The organism is Actinomyces sp. oral taxon 849 str. F0330 (genome assembly GCF_000239715.1).
GTDB lineage: Bacteria > Actinomycetota > Actinomycetes > Actinomycetales > Actinomycetaceae > Actinomyces > Actinomyces johnsonii.
Map to the genome: position 1 here is coordinate 20,380 of NZ_JH470357.1, position 22,493 is coordinate 42,872.

21 protein-coding genes and 1 pseudogene are annotated in these 22,493 nt (G+C 66.0%); 8 read left to right on the top strand and 14 right to left on the bottom strand.

All coding sequences use genetic code 11. From position 1 onward, the window contains the following. Positions 1–25 precede the first annotated feature (25 nt). The 3 genes from HMPREF0975_RS11620 (at position 26) to HMPREF0975_RS11630 (ending at position 3,305) form a co-directional block, all read left to right on the top strand. Positions 26–1,180: an LppM family (lipo)protein gene (locus HMPREF0975_RS11620; protein ID WP_009234379.1), complete on the top strand. Its 1,155-nt coding sequence runs from the start codon at positions 26–28 to the stop codon at positions 1,178–1,180. 121 nt (positions 1,181–1,301) lie between these two features. Beyond that, positions 1,302–2,144: an LppM family (lipo)protein gene (locus HMPREF0975_RS11625; protein ID WP_009234380.1), complete on the top strand. Its 843-nt coding sequence runs from the start codon at positions 1,302–1,304 to the stop codon at positions 2,142–2,144. Positions 2,145–2,327: 183 nt separating this feature from the next. Continuing rightward, positions 2,328–3,305: a hypothetical protein gene (locus tag HMPREF0975_RS11630; protein ID WP_009234381.1), complete on the top strand. Its 978-nt coding sequence runs from the start codon at positions 2,328–2,330 to the stop codon at positions 3,303–3,305. 3 nt (positions 3,306–3,308) lie between these two features. On the opposite strand, the gene HMPREF0975_RS11635 is transcribed toward HMPREF0975_RS11630, so the two are convergent. From HMPREF0975_RS11635 to HMPREF0975_RS11685, 11 genes are all read right to left on the bottom strand, one after another. Continuing rightward, positions 3,309–5,165 carry a hypothetical protein gene (locus tag HMPREF0975_RS11635; RefSeq protein ID WP_009234382.1) on the bottom strand — a complete coding sequence of 619 codons (1,857 nt, stop codon included), beginning with the start codon at positions 5,163–5,165 and terminating at the stop codon, positions 3,309–3,311. 15 nt (positions 5,166–5,180) lie between these two features. Further along, positions 5,181–6,467: an adenylosuccinate synthase gene (locus HMPREF0975_RS11640; RefSeq protein ID WP_009234383.1), complete on the bottom strand. Its 1,287-nt coding sequence runs from the start codon at positions 6,465–6,467 to the stop codon at positions 5,181–5,183. Between the two features lie 117 nt (positions 6,468–6,584). Continuing rightward, positions 6,585–7,241: a DUF624 domain-containing protein gene (locus HMPREF0975_RS11645; protein ID WP_009234384.1), complete on the bottom strand. Its 657-nt coding sequence runs from the start codon at positions 7,239–7,241 to the stop codon at positions 6,585–6,587. A 114-nt stretch (positions 7,242–7,355) separates the two neighbouring features. Further along, a complete protein-coding gene (locus HMPREF0975_RS11650; protein ID WP_009234385.1) occupies positions 7,356–8,261 on the bottom strand; it encodes a carbohydrate ABC transporter permease in 906 nt (301 codons plus the stop codon). After that, positions 8,258–9,103 (bottom strand): carbohydrate ABC transporter permease, encoded by an 846-nt coding sequence (locus HMPREF0975_RS11655; RefSeq protein WP_009234386.1) that lies wholly within the window; start codon positions 9,101–9,103, stop codon positions 8,258–8,260. The genes HMPREF0975_RS11650 and HMPREF0975_RS11655 overlap by 4 nt, the downstream gene beginning before the upstream one ends. 195 nt (positions 9,104–9,298) lie before the next feature. Continuing rightward, entirely contained in the window at positions 9,299–10,642 is a 1,344-nt protein-coding gene (locus tag HMPREF0975_RS11660) for an ABC transporter substrate-binding protein (RefSeq protein ID WP_009234387.1), read from the bottom strand. A gap of 413 nt (positions 10,643–11,055) precedes the next feature. After that, positions 11,056–12,105: a class II fructose-bisphosphate aldolase gene (gene fbaA / locus HMPREF0975_RS11665; RefSeq protein WP_009234388.1), complete on the bottom strand. Its 1,050-nt coding sequence runs from the start codon at positions 12,103–12,105 to the stop codon at positions 11,056–11,058. 164 nt (positions 12,106–12,269) lie between these two features. Continuing rightward, positions 12,270–13,025 carry a TrmH family RNA methyltransferase gene (locus HMPREF0975_RS11670; RefSeq protein ID WP_009234389.1) on the bottom strand — a complete coding sequence of 252 codons (756 nt, stop codon included), beginning with the start codon at positions 13,023–13,025 and terminating at the stop codon, positions 12,270–12,272. Between the two features lie 53 nt (positions 13,026–13,078). Next, positions 13,079–13,648, bottom strand: coding sequence for an orotate phosphoribosyltransferase (gene pyrE / locus HMPREF0975_RS11675; RefSeq protein ID WP_009234390.1), 570 nt, complete (start codon positions 13,646–13,648; stop codon positions 13,079–13,081). 122 nt (positions 13,649–13,770) lie between these two features. Further along, positions 13,771–14,268: a thiol peroxidase gene (gene tpx / locus HMPREF0975_RS11680; protein WP_009234391.1), complete on the bottom strand. Its 498-nt coding sequence runs from the start codon at positions 14,266–14,268 to the stop codon at positions 13,771–13,773. Positions 14,269–14,349: 81 nt separating this feature from the next. Continuing rightward, positions 14,350–15,126: an SDR family NAD(P)-dependent oxidoreductase gene (locus HMPREF0975_RS11685; RefSeq protein ID WP_009234392.1), complete on the bottom strand. Its 777-nt coding sequence runs from the start codon at positions 15,124–15,126 to the stop codon at positions 14,350–14,352. Positions 15,127–15,195: 69 nt separating this feature from the next. On the opposite strand from HMPREF0975_RS11685, the gene HMPREF0975_RS11690 reads away from it, so the two are divergent. From HMPREF0975_RS11690 to HMPREF0975_RS11700, 3 genes are all read left to right on the top strand, one after another. Then, a complete protein-coding gene (locus HMPREF0975_RS11690; protein ID WP_021609348.1) occupies positions 15,196–16,005 on the top strand; it encodes an exodeoxyribonuclease III in 810 nt (269 codons plus the stop codon). A gap of 188 nt (positions 16,006–16,193) precedes the next feature. Next, complete coding sequence (locus tag HMPREF0975_RS11695) at positions 16,194–16,919, top strand: hypothetical protein (RefSeq protein ID WP_009234394.1); 726 nt, start codon at positions 16,194–16,196, stop codon at positions 16,917–16,919. A 135-nt stretch (positions 16,920–17,054) separates the two neighbouring features. After that, positions 17,055–17,801, top strand: coding sequence for a hypothetical protein (locus HMPREF0975_RS11700; RefSeq protein WP_232212523.1), 747 nt, complete (start codon positions 17,055–17,057; stop codon positions 17,799–17,801). On the opposite strand, the gene HMPREF0975_RS16840 is transcribed toward HMPREF0975_RS11700, so the two are convergent. Next, positions 17,798–18,067 (bottom strand): MmyB family transcriptional regulator, encoded by a 270-nt coding sequence (locus HMPREF0975_RS16840; protein WP_232212524.1) that lies wholly within the window; start codon positions 18,065–18,067, stop codon positions 17,798–17,800. The genes HMPREF0975_RS11700 and HMPREF0975_RS16840 overlap by 4 nt on opposite strands. A gap of 55 nt (positions 18,068–18,122) precedes the next feature. Beyond that, positions 18,123–18,599, bottom strand: a pseudogene (locus tag HMPREF0975_RS16845) (helix-turn-helix domain-containing protein); the annotation flags it as partial. Positions 18,600–18,879: 280 nt separating this feature from the next. Here HMPREF0975_RS16845 and HMPREF0975_RS11710 point away from each other — a divergent pair. Together HMPREF0975_RS11710 and HMPREF0975_RS11715 are read left to right on the top strand one after the other, a co-directional pair. Beyond that, positions 18,880–20,367: an MFS transporter gene (locus tag HMPREF0975_RS11710; protein WP_232212525.1), complete on the top strand. Its 1,488-nt coding sequence runs from the start codon at positions 18,880–18,882 to the stop codon at positions 20,365–20,367. A gap of 335 nt (positions 20,368–20,702) precedes the next feature. Then, positions 20,703–21,422, top strand: coding sequence for an NPCBM/NEW2 domain-containing protein (locus HMPREF0975_RS11715; protein ID WP_009234399.1), 720 nt, complete (start codon positions 20,703–20,705; stop codon positions 21,420–21,422). Positions 21,423–21,471: 49 nt separating this feature from the next. Here HMPREF0975_RS11715 and HMPREF0975_RS11720 read toward each other — a convergent pair whose 3' ends face one another. Beyond that, positions 21,472–22,323 carry a serine hydrolase domain-containing protein gene (locus tag HMPREF0975_RS11720; protein ID WP_009234400.1) on the bottom strand — a complete coding sequence of 284 codons (852 nt, stop codon included), beginning with the start codon at positions 22,321–22,323 and terminating at the stop codon, positions 21,472–21,474. Positions 22,324–22,493 lie beyond the last annotated feature (170 nt).

Here is a 22,493-nt window from a genome sequence, read left to right on the forward strand (position 1 = left end):
AACAGCACCGATTTAGACTCGACGCATGAATGATGCCTCTCGCAACGTCCCACGGCCAGTGGCCTGGGCGGCACTGACCGCTCTCGCCCTGATCCTGGCCGGATGCGGAGTCCACTACGACTTCGTCATCCATGACAACGAGACCGCCGACATGACCTACATCATGTGGGACACCTCCAGCTTGCAGCTCATCACCAAAGAGAAGTGCAACGAGAAGGAGCTGGGGAAGTCGAGCCCGCTGCCCGACGGCGTCGAGGCGACTTATACCTACACGTCCCACAACGGTGACCCGGCATGCCAGGTCACCGCCAAGGCAGTCCCGGTCAGCAAGCTCAAAACCGACACGTGGACGATCAAGCACGAGAATGGGCGGTACATCTTCGATCTGTCCCCCGGCTCCCTGAGCAAGCTCGGCTCGAAGAACCCCCAGCTGTCCTCCCAGGACATCGGCGGCAGCACCAAGGTCTCCGTATCCGTGACCTTTCCCGGCGAGGTGACGAAGTCCAATGGGAGGAATGACGGCAACAAGGTCACCTGGGACAATGCCCTGGAGAGCTCCGAGGGCCTCCATGCCGAAGGCGAGGACGGGAAGTTTCAGCTGCGATGGTGGATGATCGCCGCGGCGGGCGGCGTCGTGCTCCTCATCGTCGCGGGCGTCATGCTCTACCTCTTCAGGGTTCGTCGCGCCCAGCAGCTGGACCCCGTCCCCATGTACGGCGAGGCCCCGCAGGACGCCGGAGCCGCCGGCGCCGCTCCCCCAGATGTCTACATCAGCGGCCCGTACCAGTCTCCTCTTCCAGGTGCCCAGCAGCCGATGCCGGGGCCGACCCAGCCCTATCCCGTCGCCGATTATCAGGCCGGCCACTCCCCGTACGTCGAGCCGGGCCCAGGCGCCGGTGTCTTCCCACCTCAGAACGCAGGCTATTCAGCCGGACCCGGCATCTACAGTGCCCCGGAGGGCCCCAGCGTCTACAGCGCCCCGGAGGGCTCCAGCGTCTACAGCGCCCCGGAGGGCTCCAGCGTCTACAGCGCCCCAGAGGGCAACGGGCTCTACTCCCCCAGCCCGGGATACACGCAGGTTCCCCAGCAAGAGGGACATGGTCACGCGGACTTCCGGCCGCCGCAGGAGCGCACCGGGGGTGAGGGCGGACAGTACTTCCCGCCCTACCAGGGCGGATAGTCGCTCGAGCTGCCGCGGACCGGCCCTCGGGCGGTCCGCCCCCCAGCGACGGCCCAGAACGGGGAACCGTCCCCATCAAATTCTGGTTACAACTAGGCGCAGAAACCGCTACTGTGAGGCCATGACACTTGCCGCCACTCGCCGCATCCCCGCGCCCCTATCCGTGTTGACTGCCCTTGTCGTCCTCACCCTGTCCACCGCCCTCACCCTGGTCGGTGCACCCGGACACGCTGCCTCTCCGGCTGACGGCTCCTCCGCTCTCGATATGACGATCACGGCGGATGTCGTGATCAAGTCCGATGACACGTATTCCATCAAGATGGTCGTGACAGACTCCACAGGTCTCGACATTTTCAACAAGGAGAACTGCAAAGCCGAGTCCTTTGCCGGAGCTGATGTCGGCAAGGTCGACGCCAAAGCCGACTTCAAGGAGGAGGGAGACAAGGCCATCTGCACCATCGAAGGCTCCGGTCCCATCAAGGACAGCGACGGGCAGATCAAGCACGAGGGCAAGGAGTACGTCGTCAAGCTCGGCAACGAGGAGAGCTCCGCCGGCGCGAGCCAGCTGGACGTCACCCAGACCATCACCTTCCCCGGCAAGGTCACCGAGGGCGACGGCGGCAAGGTCGAAGGCAACAAGGTCACCTTCACCGACCTCGACTCCCACACGGTCAGGGGCGGAGACGGCTCGACTCCCGTGTGGGTCTGGATCCTCATCGCCGTGGGCGCGCTGGTGGTGATCGGTGGAGGCGCCGCCGCCTTCTTCATCACCCGCAGCAAGAACAACAAGGGCCAGCCTTCCCCCTACGGCCCAGTGCCCACCCAGGGATACGACCCCAACCCCGCTTTCCAGGCTCAGCCCGGACAGCCCTACGGCGGCCAGCCCGGACAGCAGGCGGGCTACAGCGCTCCTCAGGCTCAGCCCGGACAGCCCTACGGTGGCCAGCCCGGACCGAGCTACTGACCCGCCCTCTATTTCACCGCCAGGTCTTGTGGCCCCGGATTCGCAGGATCCGGGGCCACAATGCAATTTCTTGCGCAGGCGCTCCGGTAAAAATTCTCCACTGGCTTCGAGCCTCATCGGTCAGAACCACTGATAGCAGGGACAGATCGACATATTTCCATCCACACAGCTTTAAGGTGGCACATGCGCTATCCAGCCCTCAGGCACATTCCAGCAGTCGGCCTCATTGCCATTCTCTGGCTCATCACCTCTCTTCTCCCGGAGACAGTGGCGCCAGCAAGTGCCGCCGCGCCTTTAGCGAGTTCGGACGAAGAGACAGTCAGTATCGAGATCAGCATCAAGTCGGATGACGATGTGACAACAACCTTCTTGGCGACCGCACCATCCGATGATGAACAGAGTCTCAAAGAGTTCTGCGTCGAAGAGAACTTTTCGAAGAACAAGGCAAAGCCCAAGGTGACCTTCTCCTCCAAGGACGGAACTCCGACCTGCAAAGCGGTCCTCAACACATCGATCTCCGGCAATAACTACGTGAGCCATGATGGAGATGAGTACGTTGTCGACACCAGCGACGCATCCGAGACCGACAAGAAGAAGAACAGCTCAGTGACGCTGTCAGTCATCTTCCCCGGGAAAGTCACAGACGCCGGCGGAGGGACGATTGAGGGAGAGAAGCAGAATAAGGTCTCCTTCAAGGATTTTTATGACAACAAGACCCGCGGAAAGGACACCGCCGAGGCCACATCCGACTCACGATCCGCCTCGTCCACCGGAGTGATGATCATCATCGTCTTCATCATTATTGCGATGGCGGTGGGAGGAGCGATCGCCCTCATCAGCAACTCCAACAAGAAGAACCGGGAACGGAAGTACTTGGCGGCTCTGGGGCAGCAGTCATTCAATGCCCCGACGGGAGCACCGGCATACCAGTCTCTTGCCCAAGCCCCACAGGCCTCTCCCGTGCCGGGCGCCCCGGCCCACCCGCAGACCTACCACCCACAGGCTCCTCAGCAGGCCGGCTTCCCCCCATCGGCGACGCCGGTCGGACAGGCCGGATACCCGGGAGCCCCGTCATACCACCAACAGCCTCCCGGCTCGGCTCCTCCCGGGGCGGGCGGACCGTACCAGTCACCGAACCACTACAACTACGGGAGTCACTGACTTTCAAGCTCGCGCACCCATGAGCTCCCGCACGCGTTCCAGCCCCCGCTCATCGGCGAGCTCGTCGCGCAGCTCGGGATGACTCGAGTAGAAATCGATGATCCGCTGCAGCTGGACATAGGTCAGCGCAAGGGTCTCCAAGCGGGCCCGTACCCGCCCTGCCGGCTCGATCTCGATCAGGACCGTTCCGTCCGAGTCGATGCCTACGACCCGCGGCCGGTCCATCCACCAGAGCGGCGACTCCCGGCTTGTGCCCGCTGCGGTACGGATACGTTTCGGGTCGAGGATGACTTCAGTGCTGCGGCGAGGTCGTGGCGCCGTCAGCCCGAGGAAACCGGCCGTCACGAGGAGGACCATCGCGATGAGGAGCGACAAGACAATGCCTGCTCGATCGGTACGATCGCCGACCGCCAGGAGCCCCATCGACGCCAGGCTCCCAAGTGCCATGAGCGCCGCTTCCACGCGGAGAGCCAGGGGAACGAACCACGTGCTTCTCAGGCGGATTCCCTCAGGACTCCATGTCCACCGCCGACCGGCAACCGTTCGGCATCGGCGTGCTCCGGCGAGCGCAACGGCGTGGATGAGGAGCACCAGGAAGACAACAGCACCCAAGAGGAATGCCCCGACCTGCTGGCTGCTGGTGCCGTAGGCAGAGCCCACGAGGACGATGACGGCCCAGATCAGGAAGCGCCAGGGGGCACGGCGCACCTTGCGATCCGCCTCCTGGCACGACTGCGGCTCGGAGGAGGTTCGCCCTTCGTCCTGTCGTCCGTCCTCTGCTAGGTCATGCGAGGCCGCCGTCTGCGGGTATGCAGGAGCGGCTCCGCTCCCGACCGGAACAGGCGCGGGTGCGGCTCCACTCGCGGCGGAGGCAAGCAGCTCCATCGTCTCAGGTACCGCAGACCAAGGCCTCGCTGCACCGGACGGCGCCATCACGTACGGCGAGCCGCCATACGGGGAGTCCTGGTACGCCACTCCCGCGTACGGTGAGACTGGATACGACGGCGTGGCGGCCGGTCGAGCAGTCCCTTGAGCCGCAGCATCGTCGGACGCCGTCCTCTCACCGGCCGGGGCGGGTGTGGACATGAGCGCCCGAACCCGTTGCAGGCCCTGGTCGGTGGCGAGTTCCCCTCGCAGATCGGCGTGAGCGGCATAGAACCCGAGGACGGCTTGAAGCTGTACGTGACCGATGGGCAGGACGAAGATGGGAAGAAGCGCCGGACCTCCCGTACCGCCAGTGATCATGACGTGCGGACGCAATCGGTGGACGATGCTCGTCTCAAGATTCGGCTGCGCCGTCCACGGGATACAAGTACGCTTTCGACCACCTGTCCAAATCCATGCTGCATCAGGGGTCAGAATGATCTCCGGTGCTCCCCTGCCCCCGGTGGGGACGGTGACGAGGGTCAGCACCGACCCGAGTAGTACGAAGACCGCCAGTGTGAGTGTCCAGGCGCCGTTGATGTCAGCCGCACCCGCGGAGAGCTGCATCCACATGGCCGCGAGCGCTCCCGCCGACGCCACGCTGGCAGGCAGGTAGTCGCCCGGGCCGAGGCCGCGAGAGGGCCCGAACTGGATGAATCCGGATCCCTGATGCCAGTAGTCGGCCGACCGTTGCACCCGGCGGCTCATCGAGATTCTGCCCGCCCCGTACAGGGCGGCGCTCACGGCGCCCACGACGAGCATCGTCCCCAGCGGCGCCTTCGAGGTCGCGAGGCGCGAGACACCAATGGCTAGGGCAATGGCGCTGAGCACCAGCACCAAGTATCCCTCGACGGCCCGTCCGCGGTCGGCACGCTCCCGAAAGCCGCCTCCGCCGACTGCGCCGTCCGACGCCGTCGAGTAACCGCTACTGCTCACGATCCTCTGGCGATGTCAGCCTATGAGGGAGTGACGCGAGATCGTGGCCTCGCGGCCCGGCCCGACACCGATCGCGGAGATGCGGCAGCGGGCCAGCTCCTCGATGCGCAGCACGTAGTCCTGGGCCGCCTGGGGCAGGTCGGCGAAGCGGCGCACCTCGCTGATGTCCTCACTCCAGCCGGGCAGCTCCTCGTAGACGGGGACGGCGTGGTGGAAGTCGGACTGGGTCAGCGGCATCTCCTGGGTGACGGTGCCGTCGATGTCGTAGGCGACGCACACGGGGATGGTCTCGTGCCCGGTGAGGACGTCGAGCTTGGTCATGACCAGGTCAGTGAGCCCGTTGACCCGGGCCGCGTAGCGGGTGACGACGGCGTCGTGCCAGCCGCAGCGGCGCGGCCGACCGGTGGTGACGCCGTACTCGCCGCCCTCGGAGCGCAGGCGCTCGCCCACGTCGTCGTGCAGCTCGGTGGGGAAGGGGCCCTCCCCCACGCGGGTGGTGTAGGCCTTGACGACGCCGACGACCGAGTCGATCCGGGTGGGGCCCACCCCGGTGCCGGTGCAGGCACCGCCGGCGGTGGGGTTGGAGGAGGTGACGAAGGGGTAGGTGCCGTGGTCGATGTCGAGCATCGTGGCCTGGCCGGCCTCGAACAGGACGGTCTTGCCCTGGTCGAGGGCGCTATTGAGGACCAGGGAGCAGTCGACGACCATGGGGCGGACCCGCTCGGCGTAGGAGAGCAGCTCGTCGGCGACGGCGTCGGCGTCGATGGCGGCCCGGTTGAAGACTTTCAGGAAGAGGCTGTTCTTCTGGTCCAGGGCGGAGCGGACCTTTTGACGCAGGATCGACTCGTCGAAGAGGTCCTGGACGCGGATGCCCACGCGGTTCATCTTGTCCGCGTAGGTGGGACCGATCCCGCGGCCGGTGGTGCCCAGCTGGCGCGAGCCGAGGAAGCGTTCGGTGGTGCGGTCCAGGATCCGGTTGTAGGAGGGAATGATGTGGGCATTGGCGCTGATGCGGAGGCTGGAGGCGTCCTTGCCGCGGGAGGCGATCTCGGCGATCTCGCTGAAGAGGACCTCCAGGTCGACGACGACGCCGTTGCCGATGATGGGGGTCACCCCAGGGGTCAGCACGCCGGCAGGCAGGAGGTGGAAGGCGAATTTCTCCCCGTCGATGACCACCGTGTGGCCGGCGTTGTTCCCGCCGTTGAACTTGACGACGTAGTCGACGTCCTGACCGAGCTGGTCAGTCGCCTTGCCCTTTCCCTCGTCCCCCCACTGGGTCCCGACGACGACAACGGCTGGCATGGCTGCTCCCTGGCTTCGGCGACGGCGTGCCGGCGGGCACGCCGCCCTTTAGCCTACCGGAGCCGGGCGTGCCGCATCACGCCGCGGCCATCTCTCGGCCGTTCCAGGCGACGCCGGTCAGGATAACCGCTGGGCGCAAGCCGTGAGCCTCACGACCGTGGGGCGCTGAAGCAGCGCGATGAGGTAGATCTGGAAGGCCGGGCCGATGAGGACCATGAACCAGATGACTGCGCCTCTCATGGCCGGCAGCGCCCAGAAGACGATCACCGGTGCCGCCGCGATGACCAGCGCGAGCGCCGTGATCCCGAGACGCCCTACGGCCAGCCGCACGGCGTTGGACAGGTGCTGGGTGATCGGTGCGTCGAAGAAGGCCGCCAGCGCCAGCAGCCAGATGAGGATCGCGGCCAGGAGTACTCCCCCGGCCGGCACCAGTCCGGACACCGCGCCGTTCACGGTGCCGTGCCGGTCTCCCGAGGAGGAGCCGAAAAGGACCAGGTACTCCCAGACGCCCAGCACCAGCAACCCGAACACAGGCAGCCACCAGGCCAGGGACTGACGCAGGTTGAGACGGAAGGAGCGCCACCAGGTGGCGACGACGGCCGGGTCATCGTCGGCCGCCATCTCACCGGCCACGCGAGCGCAGGCCGTCAGGGAAGCGCCGGCCGTCACCACCGGCAGGCAGCCGGCCAGGGTCAGGGCGTTGAGGATGACGACGTCGGCCGCTGCGGACCAGGCCCGGTAGGCCGGGCTGTCGGGGCCGGGGAACAGCGCCACGGGTTCTCCTTCGTGCAGGGCTCGTGCGGTAGCGGGTGGGAGTGATACGGGTGGTTCCCGACGCCCGCGGCGGAGCGTCGGGAACCACCCGAGCCTGGAGTCGTCCTCAAGGCATCAGCCCTTGACCGCACCGGCGGCCACGCCCTCGATGATGTGCTTCTGCCCGAAGAGGTAGAAGGCCACGATCGGGACGATGGCGAAGACCAGCATGGCCATCTGGGCGCCCATGTCGCGGTTCCCGTTGGAGCCGACGAGCGACTGGATGACGATCGGGATCGTCTTGTAGCGCTCGTCCTGGCCGATGACGAGGTTGGGCAGGAGGAAGTCGTTCCACACCCACATGGCGTTGAGGATCGCCACGGTGACCGCCGTCGGCCTGAGCAGTGGCATGACCACCTTGAAGTAGGTCTGCAGCGGGGAGCAGCCGTCCATGTAGGCGGCCTCCTCGATCTCCATGGGGATCGACTTGATGAAGCCGGCGAACAGGAAGACCGACAGTCCGCCGCCGAAGCCGAGGTAGAGGACGATCATGCCCCAGGGCGTGGCCAGGCCGAGCATGTCGGCCACCTTGACGGTGGGGAACATGACCATCTGGAAGGGAGCGATCATGGAGAAGGCGAAGGCGTAGTAGATCGCCGAGGTCCACCACGTCTTGATGCGGGTGATGTAGTAGGCGGTCATCGCTGTCAGGAAGACGATGACGACGACGGAGCCCACCGTGATGAACAGCGACCATCCCATGGCGCTGGCGAACCCGGACAGGGCCAGGCCGGTGGCGTAGTTGTCCAGGCCGGCGAAGGTCTTGGGGGTCGGCAGGGCGAAGGGGCTGTCGGAGATGTAGAACTTGCCCTTGAAGGAGTTGATGAGGATGAAGGCCAGGGGGATGACCCACACGAGGGCTAGGATCCCCAGCACTCCCACAAGCGCGTTCTGGCCGGGCGTGTGCTGGGCGGTCTTCCGGCCCGCCTTGCGGGCCGGGGCTGCGGATCCGGGGACTTGAGTCTGGACGGCGGTGCTCACGCGTCGACCTCCTTGGAACGAGTGGCGCGCAGCTGGATGAGCGCGATGGCGGCGACGATGAGGAAGAAGATGACGGCCTCGGCCTGGGCGACGCCCTCCTGGCCGATCTTCTTGTACATCGTGTTGACGATGCTGAGTGCGGCCATCTGAGTCTGCTTGGCCGGGGCCCCGTTGGTCAGGGCGAGGTTCTGGTCGTACATCTTGAAGGTGTTGGCCAGGGTGAGGAACAGGCAGATGGTGATCGAGGGCATGATCATCGGCAGTGTCACGTTGCGCAGTGTCTGCCACCGACTGGCACCGTCGATCTGGGAAGCCTCGATGAGCTCGGGCGGCACGTTCTGCAGACCGGCGATGTAGATGACCATCATGTAGCCCATGAGCTGCCAGTTGACGAGCAAGACCAGGCCGGCCAGGCCCAGTCGCCAGTCATTGACGATGGTCTGCCCCCAGCGCTGAAGGATCGCGTTGAGCATGACCTGCCAGGTGTAGCCCAGGACGATGCCGCCGATGAGGTTGGGCATGAAGAAGACGGCGCGGAAGAAGTTGGTGCCGCGCAGCTTGCGGGTCAGGAAGTAGGCCAGGGCGAAGGCGCCCAGGTTCACTGTGACGATTGAGATGATCGATACGAGAGCGGTGAATCCCAGAGCCGGAAGGAAATGGCTCTTCTCGCTGAAGGCCCTGGCGTAGTTGTCAGCGCCCACGAATCGCGCGTTGGTCAGGGTGCTGAACTTGGTGAAGGAGAGATAGAGCCCCATGAAGAAGGGGACGATGAACGCGATCATGAAGGCCAACAGGGTCGGCCCCGCGAATACTGGGAAGAACTTTTTCAGTGCCTTGGTCATATCTGCCTCGAGGTGCGACCGGTACCCGCCGGGGCGGCCGGGTACCAGAGGGCTCCCGCCGGGGCGGCGACGCACGGGCCGATCGGCTCAGACACGCCGCCCCGGACGGGAGGGGGGGGATGGGAAGATGAGTCGCCGTCGTACCGTCGTCGACGAACTCGGGCGGGCTGGACGGACTGGGGCGACTCGACGGCGTCAGCCCTCCTTGGCCGACTTCTTCTCGGAGGCCCAGTCGGTCACGAAGAAGTCCTTGACCTTCGCCCAGTCCGAGCTGCCGGAGGCGTACTGGGCCAGATGCTGGCCGAGCTGGTCCTTGAAGTCCTGACTCGGGAAGGTCGGGAAGACCCACTTGACGGGGGTGAGGTCCTTGTTGGCGATGGCCTCGGCGACCTCCTTGCCCAGCGGGTCGGAGGGGACCAGCTCGGCGTAGGCCTTGTAGGGCGCGATGTTGCTGAGCTTCTCGGCGGCGAGCTTGGAGCCTTCGGCGTCGGTGAACAGCCAGGTGAGGAAGTCCTTGGTGGCCTTCTGGGAGTCGTCGGAGGCCTGGGAATTGATCGTCAGGTAATTCTCGGTGCCGATGGCGATGTTGCTCTTGTCCTCGCCGGACACGCCGACGTAGATCGGCAGGAAGTGGACGTCCTCGGCCTTGACCGTGTTGCCGGAGACCTCGGAGATCTGCGACCAGCCCCAGTTCCCGTTCTGGACCATGGCGGCCTTGCCCAGGGCGAAGTCGGCCATGGAGTCGGTGACCGTCTTGGCGCTGGTCTCGGTGGGGGCGATCGTGGAGTTGTTGAGGTAGAGGTCGAAGATCTGCTTGTAGTTGTCCGAGTAGGTTAGTTTGAGCTCGGTGAGGTCGTCGACCTTGGCGTCGCGGTACTCGTAGTAAACGGGGTAGTTGGCCAGGTGGGTCTGCCAGCGCCAGTCCTCACCGGGGGACAGGGAGGTCGCGGCGAAGACACCCTCGATGCCGAGGTCAGCCTTCTTGGCCTGCATGTCCTCGACGACCTCCTTGAGCTTGTCGAAGCCCTTGATCTGATCGACGGCAGTGGCCTTGGCGCCCTCCATGGCGAAGTACTTGTTGAGGATGGCGGCGTTGTAGATGATGCCGTAGCCCTCGATGGCCAGCGGCACCCCCACGACCTTGCCCTCGTCACCCTTGAGGGCCAGGGATTCATCCGTCATCTGCTTGGTGAAGTCGGCGTCGGACAGGTCGGAGGCGTACTCCTTCCAGTTCCCGTAGCCCACGGGGCCGTTGAGGTTGAACAGGGTGGGCGGGTTGGACTTGGCGACCTCGGACTTCAAGGTCTGCTCGTAGGTTCCGGAGGCGGCGGTGACGACCTTGACGGCCACGCCGGTCTTCTTCGTGTAAGCGGCCGCGATGTCCTTGAAGGCCTGCTCCGACTCGGGCTTGAAGTTGAGGAAGTAGACGCCCCCATCGCCGTCGGAGCCGGACGAGCTCTTCGAGCAGGCCGCCAGAGTCGCGGCGACGGCGATCGCGGCGGTTCCGCCCAGCATGGAGCGGCGGGAGATGAGTCGCATTGGAGGTCCTCCTTTGGACGCATGGGACAGGTGCGGACGAGGCGTCCGCGAGGTGCGACTGCCGTGTCACCGGCGGTGGGTCCGTCGGCTTCGCGGCGACGACCAATCATGGCACATTTCAGCCCCCATTGCTGCAAGGTTTGCATTCAGTGACCTGGGTCTCTTTCTGAGGTAATCAACCTCTAGTCTGTTTTCCCTGCTATTCCAGTGCTTCTGCATCTCACTCCACGCACATCACCATCTCCGAACCGCTCTGCAAGAATGTAACCAACCGGGTATTTCCCCATCGCGAGGGCTCTTCTCCGCCCGCTCGAGCAGACACGACGTGGCCCCGGCACCTCGATGGTGCCGGGGCCACGACAGCGGGCTGCTGCTCAGCCGTTCAACCGCTCGCCCCTAAACGGGGCGAGGGCTCACTTGCGGGCGGAGCCGACAGAGCCGAGGCGCTCGCAGGCCTCGACGACACGGGCGGCCATGCCCTCCTCGGCGGCCTTGCCCCAGGCGCGCGGGTCGTACTGCTTCTTGTTGCCGACCTCGCCGTCGATCTTGAGGACGCCCTCGTAGTTGGTGTACATCCAGCCGGCGACAGGGCGGGTGTAGGCGTACTGGGTGTCGGTGTCGACGTTCATCTTGATGACGCCGTTGCGCACCGCGGTGGCGATCTCCTCATCGGTGGAGCCGGAGCCGCCGTGCATGACCAGGTCGAAGGGCGAGCTCTTGTCGCCGACCTTGGAGGACAGGCGGTCGCCGAGGCGCTTGGCCACATCGTCCTGAATCTCGCCGAGGATCTCCGGGCGGAGCTTGACGTGGCCGGGCTTGTAGGAGCCGTGCACGTTGCCGAAGGTCAGGGCGGTGATGTAGCGGCCGTTCTCACCCAGGCCGAGGGCCTCGATGGCTTTCCAGGCGTCGTCGGCCGTCGTGTAGAGGTTGGCGTTCTCCTCGCCCTTGATGCCGTCCTCCTCGCCGCCCACGGCGCCGATCTCGATCTCGAGGACGACGTTGGCGGCCTTGGAACGCTTGAGCATGTCGACGGCGATCTCGATGTTGTCGTCGAGGGCCTCGGCGGAGCCGTCCCACATGTGGGAGTTGAACATCGGCAGCTCACCGTTCTTGACCTGCTCGGCCTCGATCTCCATGAGCGGGTGGATCCAGTCGGCCAGGAGCTTCTTGGGGCAGTGGTCGGTGTGCAGACCGATGGTGACGGGGTAGAGGTCGCCCACGGCGCGGGCGTAGGCGGTGAAGGCGATCGAGCCTTTGACGCGGTCGAGGCGCGAGGACCCGGACCAGTAGGCGGCACCACCGTTGGAGATCTGGACGATGCCGTCGGACTCGGCGTCGGCGAAGCCCTTGAGGGCGGCGGACAGAGTCTGGGACGAGGTGACGTTGATCGCGGGGATGGCGTACTTGCCGGCCTTCGCGCGGTCAAGCATGTCGGCGTAGGACTCCGGGGTTGCAATGGCCACTGGGTGCCTCCTGATTTCTGTATGAGTCAGTGGTGCGAGGCCGATTGTTCCACGAATTCGGACCCACGTGAACCGGATCATGGTCCCGGACGGGGCCGGGCCGCTCGGGGGCGGAGCCGGCCCCGGAGCCCCGGCCGCCCACGGAGGAGGCTTGCGACTGAGGCTCAGTCCGGGGCGGGGCCCGCGTGCTGGAGGATCCAGGTGTGCATGGCAACGGCCGCCGCGGCGGCCACGTTGATGGAGCGGGTGGAGCCGTACTGGCCGATGCGCAGCAGGCGGGAGCAGCCGGCGCTCAGCTCGGAGCTGATGCCCTCGCCCTCGGAGCCGAAGACCATAAGGCAGCGCTCGGGAAGCACGGCAGCCTCCAGGAGCCGCGCCCCGGGGCCGTTGTCGATGCCGATGACCTCATAGCCCTCGGCGGCCGCCCAGGAGAGCAGCTCGCCGGGCTCGGGGTGGTGGCGCACGTCCAGGTAGCGGTTGGTGACCATGGCGCCGCGCTTGTTCCAGCGGCGTCGGCCGATGATGTGGACTCCGGCGACGTTGAAGGCGTTGGCGCTGCGCACGATCGAGCCGATATTGAGGTCCTGGCTGACGTTCTCGATGGCGATGTGCAGCCGGTGGGCGCGGGCGGCCAGATCGGCGCGGATCGCCGCGATGGTCCAGTAGCGGTATCGGTCGACGACGTTGCGCCGGTCGCCTCCCGCGAGCAGCTCGCGGTCGTAGCGGGGGTCGGCGGGCCAGGCCTCAGGGCCGCCGGGCCAGGGGCCGACGCCGACCTGGCGGACATCGGCCGGCCGGTCCTCTTCCGGGCTCGGTGCGGAGGCCCCGGGGGACGCCGAGCGCTCAGGAGATGGTGCCGCAGCCCGAGCGGGCACCACGGGCCGGTGCTCCCCCTCAGGCAGGTCGACGGGCTGATCCATGCGATCAGAGTCCTCGCCCTGGCGGGCGGATGCCGGCGGGCGTCGTCGGATGCTCACTCCAGGCCGAGGTCGGCCAGGCCGAGTGCCGCGTAGTAGGGCAGGCCGGCGGCCTCGATGCGTTCGCGCGCGCCGGTGGCCCGGTCGACGATGACGGCCACGGCGCGCACATCGGCGCCCGCCTCGCGCAGGGCCTCGACAGCCTCCAGCGGGGAGCCGCCGGTGGTGGAGGTGTCCTCCAGGACCACCACGGAACGGCCTGCGACGTCGGGACCCTCAATGCGACGGCGCATGCCGTGGTCCTTGGCAGCCTTGCGCACGACGAAGGCGTCCAGATCCAGGCCGCGCGAGGCGGCGGCGTGCAGCATCGCCGCCGCCACGGGGTCAGCTCCCATGGTCAGGCCGCCGACGGCGTCGATGTCGTCGGTGCCCAGGCCCGCCTCCTCCAGCATGTCCAGCATGACGTGGCCGATGAGGGGGGCGGCCTCGTGGTGGAGGGTGGCGCGGCGCATGTCCACGTAGAAGTCGGACTCGAGGCCGGAGGCGAGGGTGACCTTGCCGCGGACGACGGACAGCTCGTTAACGAGCTCGGCCAGACGGGCGATGTGGGAATCGTTGGTACTCACGACTCCGATGGTAGTGGGCGCGAGGACTCGCGCGCCGGGTGGACACCCGCCGATGCGGAAGCCCGCCCTCTTCCGCGCTCTGCGGAAGGGACGGGCTCTGGGTGGCTCGCGATGCGAGAAGGTCAGGGCAGGGCGGCCACGGCGGCGTCGTAGTCGGGCTCCTGGCCGACCTCGGAGACCTGCTCGGTGTAGATGACCGTGCCGGACTCGTCGAGGACGACGACGGCGCGCGACAGAAGACCGGCCAACGGGCCGTCGGCCAGGGTGGCGCCGTAGTCGGCACCAAAAGAGGAACGGAAGGTCGAGCCGGTCACCACGTTGGTCAGCCCCTCGGCGCCGCAGAAACGGGAGCCGGCGAAGGGCAGGTCGGCGGAGACGCAGACCACGGTCGTGTTGTCCAGCTCGGAGGCCAGCTTGTTGAACTGGCGCACGGATGCGGCGCACACCCCGGTGTCCACCGACGGGAAGATGTTAAGGACCACGCGGCGGCCAGCCAGGGACTGACTGGTCACCGGCGCGAGGTCGGCGCCCACGAGGTCGAAGGCGGGCGCGGTCGAGCCCACAGCGGGCAGCTCGCCAACGGTGCTGACTGGGTCTCCGTGGAAGGTAATGGAAGCCATGAAGCGATCGTTGCAGGTCCCGGCCCTCCTGACCAGCAGAAGCCCTCAGCCCTGCGCGATTCTCCGGAAGGCTCGCCGGCCCTACTTAGCGTCCCGGCCGGAGCGCTCGGGGTCGTTAGCCATTCGGCGCACGAGCCAGCGGGGAGCCAACCGCAGCACGGCATTGGCACTGCGGTAGCCCAGACTCGGAGTGCAGATGACCTGGCCGCGGCGCACCGCAGTGAGTCCGTCACTGACTACGCGCTCGGCGTCCAGCCACAGCGAGTCCTTCCACTGGGTCTCGTCGATGCCGGCCGCCGCGTGGAAGCCGGTGTGGACCAGCCCCGGACACAGCGCCGTGGCTGTCACGCCGGTACCCGCGAGCTCAACAGCCAGCCCCTCGGTGAACCGGAGCACCCATGCCTTGTGGGCCGCGTAGGTGCCCACAGCGGTGTGCGCAGCAATAGAGGAAACATTGAGGATAGCGCCGCGTCCGCGCCGCACCATGGCACCGGCCGCCGCGTGGGAAGCCACCATGACCGCACGGACCATGACGTCGAGGGCCTGCTCCTCACGGGCCAGGTCTCCCCCGACGAAGGGCTGCCCCAGGCCGAAGCCGGCGTTGTTGACCAGGAGCCCTACGGGTTTACTCGGCTCGCGCAGACGCTCGGCGACAAGCTCGAGCTCGTCGCGCTGAGACAGGTCGGCCCGCAGAACCTCCACCTGGACGCCGGCGAACTGCCGCATCTCCTCAGCGACCTCCCGCAGGCGCTCGGGAGTGCGCGCAACGAGGACGAGGTCATGACGCGCCTGAGCCAACTGCCAGGCGAACTCCAGGCCGAGACCGCTCGTGGCCCCGGTGACAAGCGCTGTTCCCATGACGGCAGATTAAAGATGCTTGCTGAGTGATCAATGGGAACCCGCCCTACCACCGGTTACCCTGCTGCCATGCGCCTGGCCACCTGGAACGTCAACTCCATCCGCACCCGCGTCGACCGCGTCCTGGCCTTCCTGGAGCGGGAGAACATCGACGCCCTGGCGATGCAGGAGATCAAGTGCCGGCCCGACCAGTTCCCGGTCGAGCCCTTCAGGACGGCCGGCTACCAGCTGGCGATCCATGGCCTCAACCAGTGGAACGGGGTGGCGATCGCCTCACGTATCGGACTCGATGACATCGATACCTCCTTCCCGGGCCAGCCCGGTTGGGCGGCCAAGCCCGGGGTGGAGCCGGTCGTCGAGGCCCGGGCACTCGGGGCGACGGTGGGCGCGGCGTCGGATGCGACGCCGGTGCGGCTGTGGAGCCTGTACGTGCCCAACGGCCGCGAGCTCACCCACCCGCACTACACCTATAAGCTCGACTGGCTGCGGATCCTGCGCCAGGACGTCGCCTCCTGGCTGGAAGCCGAACCCGACCTGCCACTGGCGCTCGTGGGCGATTGGAACGTGGCGCCGAGGGACGAGGACGTGTGGGACATGAGCGTCTTCGAGGGAGCCACCCACGTCTCGGCGCCGGAGCGGGAGGCCTTCGCCGCCTTCGCCGAGGCGGGCATGCACGAGGTCACTCGCGAGCGGGTCGCCAACTACACCTACTGGGACTATCAGAAGCTGCGCTTCCCGAGGAACGAGGGCATGCGCATCGACTTCGTCTACGCCTCGCCGGCCCTGGCGAGCCGTGTCACCGGCGCGGCTATCGACCGCGACGAGCGCAAGGGCAAGGGCGCCTCCGACCACGTCCCCGTCATCATCGAGGTCGACTGAGGCCGCGGAGCGCGAGCGGAAGAACAGACAGAGAGCCGGTGCACAGCCAGCGCACTGCCGCAGGACGACTGACACTCAGGCTGGCGAAACTCAATCGATGAATCAGTCAGAATAATTTGTGAATAATTGTGTGGAAATTAAGTCTCGTACCCCTTAGAATCTAGACATATCAGACATATTATGTCCGTATGAAATATTCGACGCAGCCCGTCAATCGGCGCACAGCCCTCACTCTCTCCTCCTTCGCGGCGCTCACCCTGACGGCCTGCTCGGGACGGCCCACCACCTCCGAACCCGCCCCACAGCCGACGACGGCCCCACCCAGTCAAACTCCCACGAACTCCCCCTCCCCATCCCCCATCGCGCCCCCGACACAGCCCCCCACTCCCTCCTCCACAGCCAGTACCACAGCAGCCGATTCGTCGACACCACCAACGAGGGTCGACAACGGCGCGACCCCAACCTCCCAGGCAGGTGAGGCCGGAGCCCCCACCAACACCCAGGGCCGCTACCTCACGCGAGCCGACTTATTCAACCCATCGGACAGTTTGAAGGAAGATCTCTACAACGTGGCCACCACCAGCAAAAAGAAGGGGATCGGGGCGCGCCTGAGGGACAGCGACGGCATCGAAGCCGAGCTGCGCCTGGAGAACCGATTTCACAAACTCACTTTCAATTCCGGGCAGGACAACAACTCAGCATCCTCCGACCTCACCCTGAGAGTTGAGATCTACAAGGACGGAAAGAGCGACCAGTTCGTCGACATCCTTTTCAATGAGATCAAACCTATTGAGGTTGACGTGACGAACGTCAACGCCCTAAAGATCGACCTCGCCCCATTCAATCAGAACGGAAACAAGTACAATGGTCACGCTTCTCTGACTGGCGTTATGTTCGACATGCGACTCGAGTAACAAAGAGGAGCAGATATGAAGTATCGACAACAACGCCCCACTGACAGCACTCGGAGGTCGACAACGAGGAAACCCACCAATGCCCGAGATGCTTTATACCGCCACCGGAAAGCAATTGCTGCCGCACTAGGTGCAGTGATTCCGCTGTTGACGCTGATCGCAACACTTCCCGGGGCCACAAACGACACTTTCTCTCTGATCGACAGGTTCGAAGAGAAACCAGCATCAACCTCTCACGACCCCATTCCCTCGACCCACAAGGCAACCCCCAGCAATCAGGCAGCACCTCAGGGCATAGCGACAACAGCAGAGGAATCGCCCTCTGCAACAACCGGATGCTACGACGGCAATACTCCGACGCCGTGCGGTTCACCGCATTCCCGGGAGGTGTTCGCCAAACCGGCCGGGTCCTCCTGCGATTCAAGTGCACTCATCCTCTACATGGGCGGAACCCCGGACATCGATCTCCTCGCCTCAGGCATCGACGTCAAGCCTTTCGGAAACGCGGAGGACCAGTGCGTCGTCGAGAGAACATCAGGAATGCCGAACGTATCTCTTAAGGACATCTGGACAGTCGACAACGACCACAACGGCTACAAGGACGGCGGCGAGTTCCGTCGGTGCCTCAACCGTCAGGGTCAGCCGACCTCCTGCGACACCGACCATGCCTCCGAGGAGTTCTTCAACGCACCGACCGACGTCAACTGCGGCAAGAAGTATGAGGAGTTCTCCGGGCGCCCGATCGACCACAGTATCCGGGTGAGCCAGTCGTCCAGTGGAGGCAATATCGTCTGCCGCGCAGAAGTGCAGGTGAGCACCGACAAGCTGACCGCATCGATCCGCGACCTTGAGAACGCCTCCCTCCCCATCAAACAGGGTTAGGAGGAGGCTCGGGCGGAGAGGAGACTGAGCACCTTGCGTGAGGAGTCGTCTCGAGGCGTGTACACCTCGAGACGGTGATCGGGGCTATCCGGTTGGAGCCAGATCTGGTAGTCGACATCCAAACAGCCGACATCCGGGTGGTCCAGGTCCATGGGACCAGTGGTGCAGTCGGCGACCTCGCCGGTGGACCACAGCCTGGAGAAGGCCCGGCTGCGCATGGCAAGCTCCCCGATGAGGCCGGCCAGGCGGGCATCCGTGGGATGCACCCCCCGCGGTCAGACGCAGGTAGCCCACATGGATGCGCGCCAGCTCATCCCAGTTGCGGTACAGGCTGCGGTGCACGGGGTCTAGGAAGAACATTCGCGGGATGGACGGCCTGGTGTCGGGATCTCGAGGCGCGTCATCATCGAGGTGCGGCGCCAGCAGAGCATGCCCGGTCCGGCTCCACGCCAGGACGTCTCCTCGTCTCCCCAGCAGAACCGCCGGCACACTCTCCCCCAGGGCGTGCAGCAGAGCGAGCACATGGGAGTCGGGTTCTTCCTCATCCGGCGCCTCCAGGCGGGAGATAGCCGGACCACGGGCGAGGTTGTGCAGGTGCGCCGTCTCGACGTCGTCGAGCCGCAGGACCCGGGCCAGGGCGTCGAGCACCTGGGAGGAGGCGCGACCCGCCTGCCCCTGCTCGAGCCGGGTGTAGTAACCCGCGCTCAGCCCGGCCAGCTGGGCCAGCTCCTCACGCCGCAGGCCCGGAACTCGCCGAGTCGTCCCGTAGGAGCTCAGCCCGAGAGCCTCCGGCGTCATCCTGTCCCGGCAGGTCCTCAGGAACGCTCCCAGCGTCTCACCGGAAACCTCGACTGAGGCCGTCACTACCTCCACACCGCCTCTGCATCTTCCGCATCATCACTACTACATGCAGCTGTCCCCGGGCAGTGTCTTCTTGGTCCTTCTCGACCCTTCTCGCATGCCCTTTCCCAGCGTAGGCGGCGGCCACTGACGACGCGCGTCCCGAACCTGACCCTGTCGGGTGTACCCATCGCAGAGGCGTGGCCGGGGAAACCGACAGGTCCTGAGCATGAGGAGCATGAATGCGATGGACACCCCCGATCACTGCCCTGCGACATCCGGCACTTTCGACGGCGTCGAACACGCTCCACGGCGCGCTTGGCTCGGTCTTCTCGTAGTGCTCGGCCCGGTGCTGCTGGTCTCCATGGACGGCTCGGTGCTGTTCCTGGCGATGCCCACCATCACCCGGTCCCTGAGGCCCAGCGCCGACGAGGCGCTGTGGATCCTTGACATCTACGGTTTCGCCGTCAGCTCGCTGCTCATCACCTTCGGCAGCCTCGGTGATCGCTACGGGCGCCTGAGGCTCCTGCTCGGCGGAACCCTCGTTTTCGGTGCCAGCTCGGCCCTGGCCGCCCTGTCCGCGTCCCCGGGCTGGCTGATCGCCTCGCGCGCGCTCATGGGACTAGGCGGGTCGGCTCTTCTGCCGTCCGGGCTCGCCGTCCTCAGCGAGCTGTTCGAGAGCCCTCGTCTGCGTTCCCGGGCGATCGGGATCTTCGCGGCCACCTTCGCCGCGGGCTTCGCCATCGGTCCCGTCATCGGAGGCCTGCTGCTGAGCCACTTCTTCTGGGGCTCGGTGTTTCTCATCAATCTGCCGGTCGTTGCGGCCTTCCTGCTCGCCGCCCCCTTCGTGCTGCGGGAGGTGAGGGCCACCCGTCCCGGTGTGGTGGATGTCCCCAGCATCGTCCTGTCCGCCTCCGGCATGTTCCTGGCCGTCTACGCCGTCAAGCGGGCGGCAGCCTACGGCCCGTCCCCGGCGGTCGGGGCTTCAGTGGTTGCGGGAGCCGCCCTGCTGGCGTGGTTCCTCATGAGACAGCGCCGGCTGGAGCATCCTCTGGTCGATGTCGGGCTGTTCAGGGGCAAGGTCTTCACCATCGCGATTCTGACCGGTGTGATCTCCCTGGTCGTGTGGTCTGGGGCAGCCTACCTCAGTGGTGTCTACCTGCAGTCCGTCCTGGGGCTGTCGGTCCTCACCGCGGCGCTGCTCGCCCTTCCCGGTGCGGTCGTCCTGACAGCTACCTGTGTCCTGACTCCGGCACTGGCCGACCGGATCGGACAGCGCCAGGCACTGCTCACCTGCCATATCGCCATGGCGGCAGGTCTCGCTCCGCTCCTGGCCACTCGCGTCACCGGGGGCGTCGGCTGGTTCATCGCCTCCACCGCCGTCGCCGGGCTCGGCTACGGAATCTCCTTGTCCTTGGTGGCCGACACCGCCGTCGGGGCTGTTACCACAGAGCGGGCCGGAGCCGCCGGTGCGATCGCCGAGACCTCCAACGAGGTCGGGAACGCCTTGGGCATCGCTCTTCTCGGATCGACGGCGACCTTCATGTTCCGTCTTCGCGGCCCAGGCGTGGCTCCCACTCTCGGGGAGACGCTCGACGTCGGAGCAGCCTCCTCCACCATCAACCAGGCGAAGGAGGCCTTCGTTGACGGGTTTCACCTGGCCGTACTCCTTTGCGCGGGCCTGGGCGCCCTCGCCTTCAGATGGTTGCTTCACCCCGGAGAGTAGGTCGACATCATCACTGCAATAACCCCAGCATGATGGGAATGACTTAAGAAAGATGTTCGTATTCTTATGTCGCCCACGACGATGAGTATCCAGACAAATAAGACCGAAACCCTGGGAGAGTGCTCCCCATCTCGACAGAGAGACCTGAAGCACACACCCGCTACAGGTTACCAAAATCACCCTCACCACCCAGATTCACCAATGATGCCAATGCTTCATGCCACCCATAAAATATATTATCCCATTCGGTCGGACTCGAATAAGTCCCTCTTTCTGTCGCGTCAGACTCCAGATTCACAGCAGAACTCACTGACCAGCGTCGCTATTCTCGCGTCATGAGTTCTTCGAAACCATCTCCCGCGCGTCGAATCGCCATCGCCCTTCTTCCCATCACCGCCCTGTCCCTGACCGCCTGCGGCAGCCTGCCGTTCTCCTCCTCATCCCCCTCCTCCTCGGCTCCGGCGACGACTGCAGCCGCCTCCCCGTCGGCCACTCCCAGCGCCACCGCATCAGCGTCGGCATCGGCGTCGGCCTCCGCCACAGCCAGCGCCACCGATACGGCCTCCGCCACCGCTTCAGGCGACCCCTCGGCCTCGGCGAGCTCCGGAACGAACGGCCTCACCCCGGAGAACACCAAGGGACGAGAGCTCAGGCTCTCGGACTTCCAGCAGCCGTCGTCGGCGAGCAGCTGGAACGAGAAGCAGTACGACGTCGCCTCATCCACCGGCGTCATGGGGATCGGCACCGACCTCGACTGGCAGCACAATGGCGAGATCGAGCTGCGCCTGGCCAATAAATTCCAGAAGGTCACGTTCAACGCCGGTCAGGCCAATGACTCCAAGAGCTCCGACCTCACCGTCAAGGTCCAGATCTTCGCCGACGGCAAGGAGATCGACACGGTCAATGTTCCCTTCAACGACGCGCACGCCTTCGACGTCGATGTCGCGAACGTCAACGCCCTGAAGATCACTCTCACGCCCCTGGACCGGATGCAGCTCATGCCGTCCATGGGCCTGCACACCACCGGCGTCATCTTCAACGTCAAGGCCGAGTGATGCACAGGCGGCCGTAACCGGCGCGCCTTCCCTACATGACCTACACGGCCTACATGGCCAGGATCTGGTCGCCCAGCACGGGCCACATCCTGCGGTGAACCGTCCCGAAAGGCTCGGCTCCCAGGAAAACGGCCTGGCGCTCGGCGACCGGATCCACCCATATGAAGGAGCCGGACTGGCCGAAGTGTCCGAAGGTCGACGGACTGTTATCCGCTCCGGTCCAGTGCGGGGATTTGGCTCCGCGCACCTCCACCCCCAGGCCGAAGGGATTGGGGGCCTGGCGCCCGTAGCCCGGCAGGACACCGTCGAGACCGGGCAGGACCGGTGCGCAGGCCCGCTCCGCGAGTGCGGGCGAGACGAGCCTCGGCGCGGCCAGTTCGCGGGCGAACAGCGACAGGTCGCGGGCGCAGCCCTCCCCGGAGTGAGCGGGCGAGCCCGGGATGAGAACACTGGCCATTCCCAAGGGCTCGAGCACCGTGGTCTCCACCCAGGTCTCCAGGGGCGTACCGGTGGCCTCCTGGAGCCTGTCCCCCAGGATCTCGATACCGCGGTTGGAGTAGATGCGGCGCGTGCCCGGGGCAGCCAGGCGCTCGTCGGAGTCAGGTGCGATCCCCGAGGAGTGGGACAGCAGGTGGGCGATGGTCGCCCCGTCGGGAGCGGGGGCACCTGCGGGGGCGTCCAGGTTCAGCAGGCCCCGGTCGACGGCGACCAGCGCGGACCAGGCCACGATCGGCTTGGTGACCGAGGCGAGGGGGAAGACCTCGTCGACGTCCCCGGCCTCGATGAGCACTCCGCCGTCGGTCGCGGGGGCGCCGGTGACCACGAGCGCGGTCGGGAAGGGAAAGGCGGAAAGGGCCGGCAGGATGACGGAATCCGCCTGAGAGGTGTCCGGGGTCGTCATCACTCCTCCTCGCCGGGATCGTGTCTCAACGCGGGAGGTCGCACCCCGCGCGCTCGTACCCTACGCCCCTAGGACTGCCCGCTGCGCTGTCTTGTTGGCGGTACCGGGCGGTCCAGGGCAGGGGCGCCCGGGGCTCACGGACACCCCGGCGCCATAAGTCTGCGAATCGC

Bases quoted from the DNA above. Each gene is read 5' to 3' on its own strand.
- HMPREF0975_RS11620 (WP_009234379.1), top strand. From the start codon at position 26: ATGAATGATGCCTCTCGCAACGTCCCACGGCCAGTGGCCTGGGCGGCA.
- HMPREF0975_RS11625 (WP_009234380.1), top strand. From the start codon at position 1,302: ATGACACTTGCCGCCACTCGCCGCATCCCCGCGCCCCTATCCGTGTTG.
- HMPREF0975_RS11630 (WP_009234381.1), top strand. From the start codon at position 2,328: ATGCGCTATCCAGCCCTCAGGCACATTCCAGCAGTCGGCCTCATTGCC.
- HMPREF0975_RS11640 (WP_009234383.1), bottom strand. From the start codon at position 6,467: ATGCCAGCCGTTGTCGTCGTCGGGACCCAGTGGGGGGACGAGGGAAAG.
- HMPREF0975_RS11655 (WP_009234386.1), bottom strand. From the start codon at position 9,103: ATGACCAAGGCACTGAAAAAGTTCTTCCCAGTATTCGCGGGGCCGACC.
- HMPREF0975_RS11660 (WP_009234387.1), bottom strand. From the start codon at position 10,642: ATGCGACTCATCTCCCGCCGCTCCATGCTGGGCGGAACCGCCGCGATC.
- HMPREF0975_RS11670 (WP_009234389.1), bottom strand. From the start codon at position 13,025: ATGGATCAGCCCGTCGACCTGCCTGAGGGGGAGCACCGGCCCGTGGTG.
- tpx (WP_009234391.1), bottom strand. From the start codon at position 14,268: ATGGCTTCCATTACCTTCCACGGAGACCCAGTCAGCACCGTTGGCGAG.
- HMPREF0975_RS11685 (WP_009234392.1), bottom strand. From the start codon at position 15,126: ATGGGAACAGCGCTTGTCACCGGGGCCACGAGCGGTCTCGGCCTGGAG.
- HMPREF0975_RS11690 (WP_021609348.1), top strand. From the start codon at position 15,196: ATGCGCCTGGCCACCTGGAACGTCAACTCCATCCGCACCCGCGTCGAC.
- HMPREF0975_RS11695 (WP_009234394.1), top strand. From the start codon at position 16,194: ATGAAATATTCGACGCAGCCCGTCAATCGGCGCACAGCCCTCACTCTC.
- HMPREF0975_RS11710 (WP_232212525.1), top strand. From the start codon at position 18,880: ATGAATGCGATGGACACCCCCGATCACTGCCCTGCGACATCCGGCACT.
- HMPREF0975_RS11715 (WP_009234399.1), top strand. From the start codon at position 20,703: ATGAGTTCTTCGAAACCATCTCCCGCGCGTCGAATCGCCATCGCCCTT.
- HMPREF0975_RS11720 (WP_009234400.1), bottom strand. From the start codon at position 22,323: ATGACGACCCCGGACACCTCTCAGGCGGATTCCGTCATCCTGCCGGCC.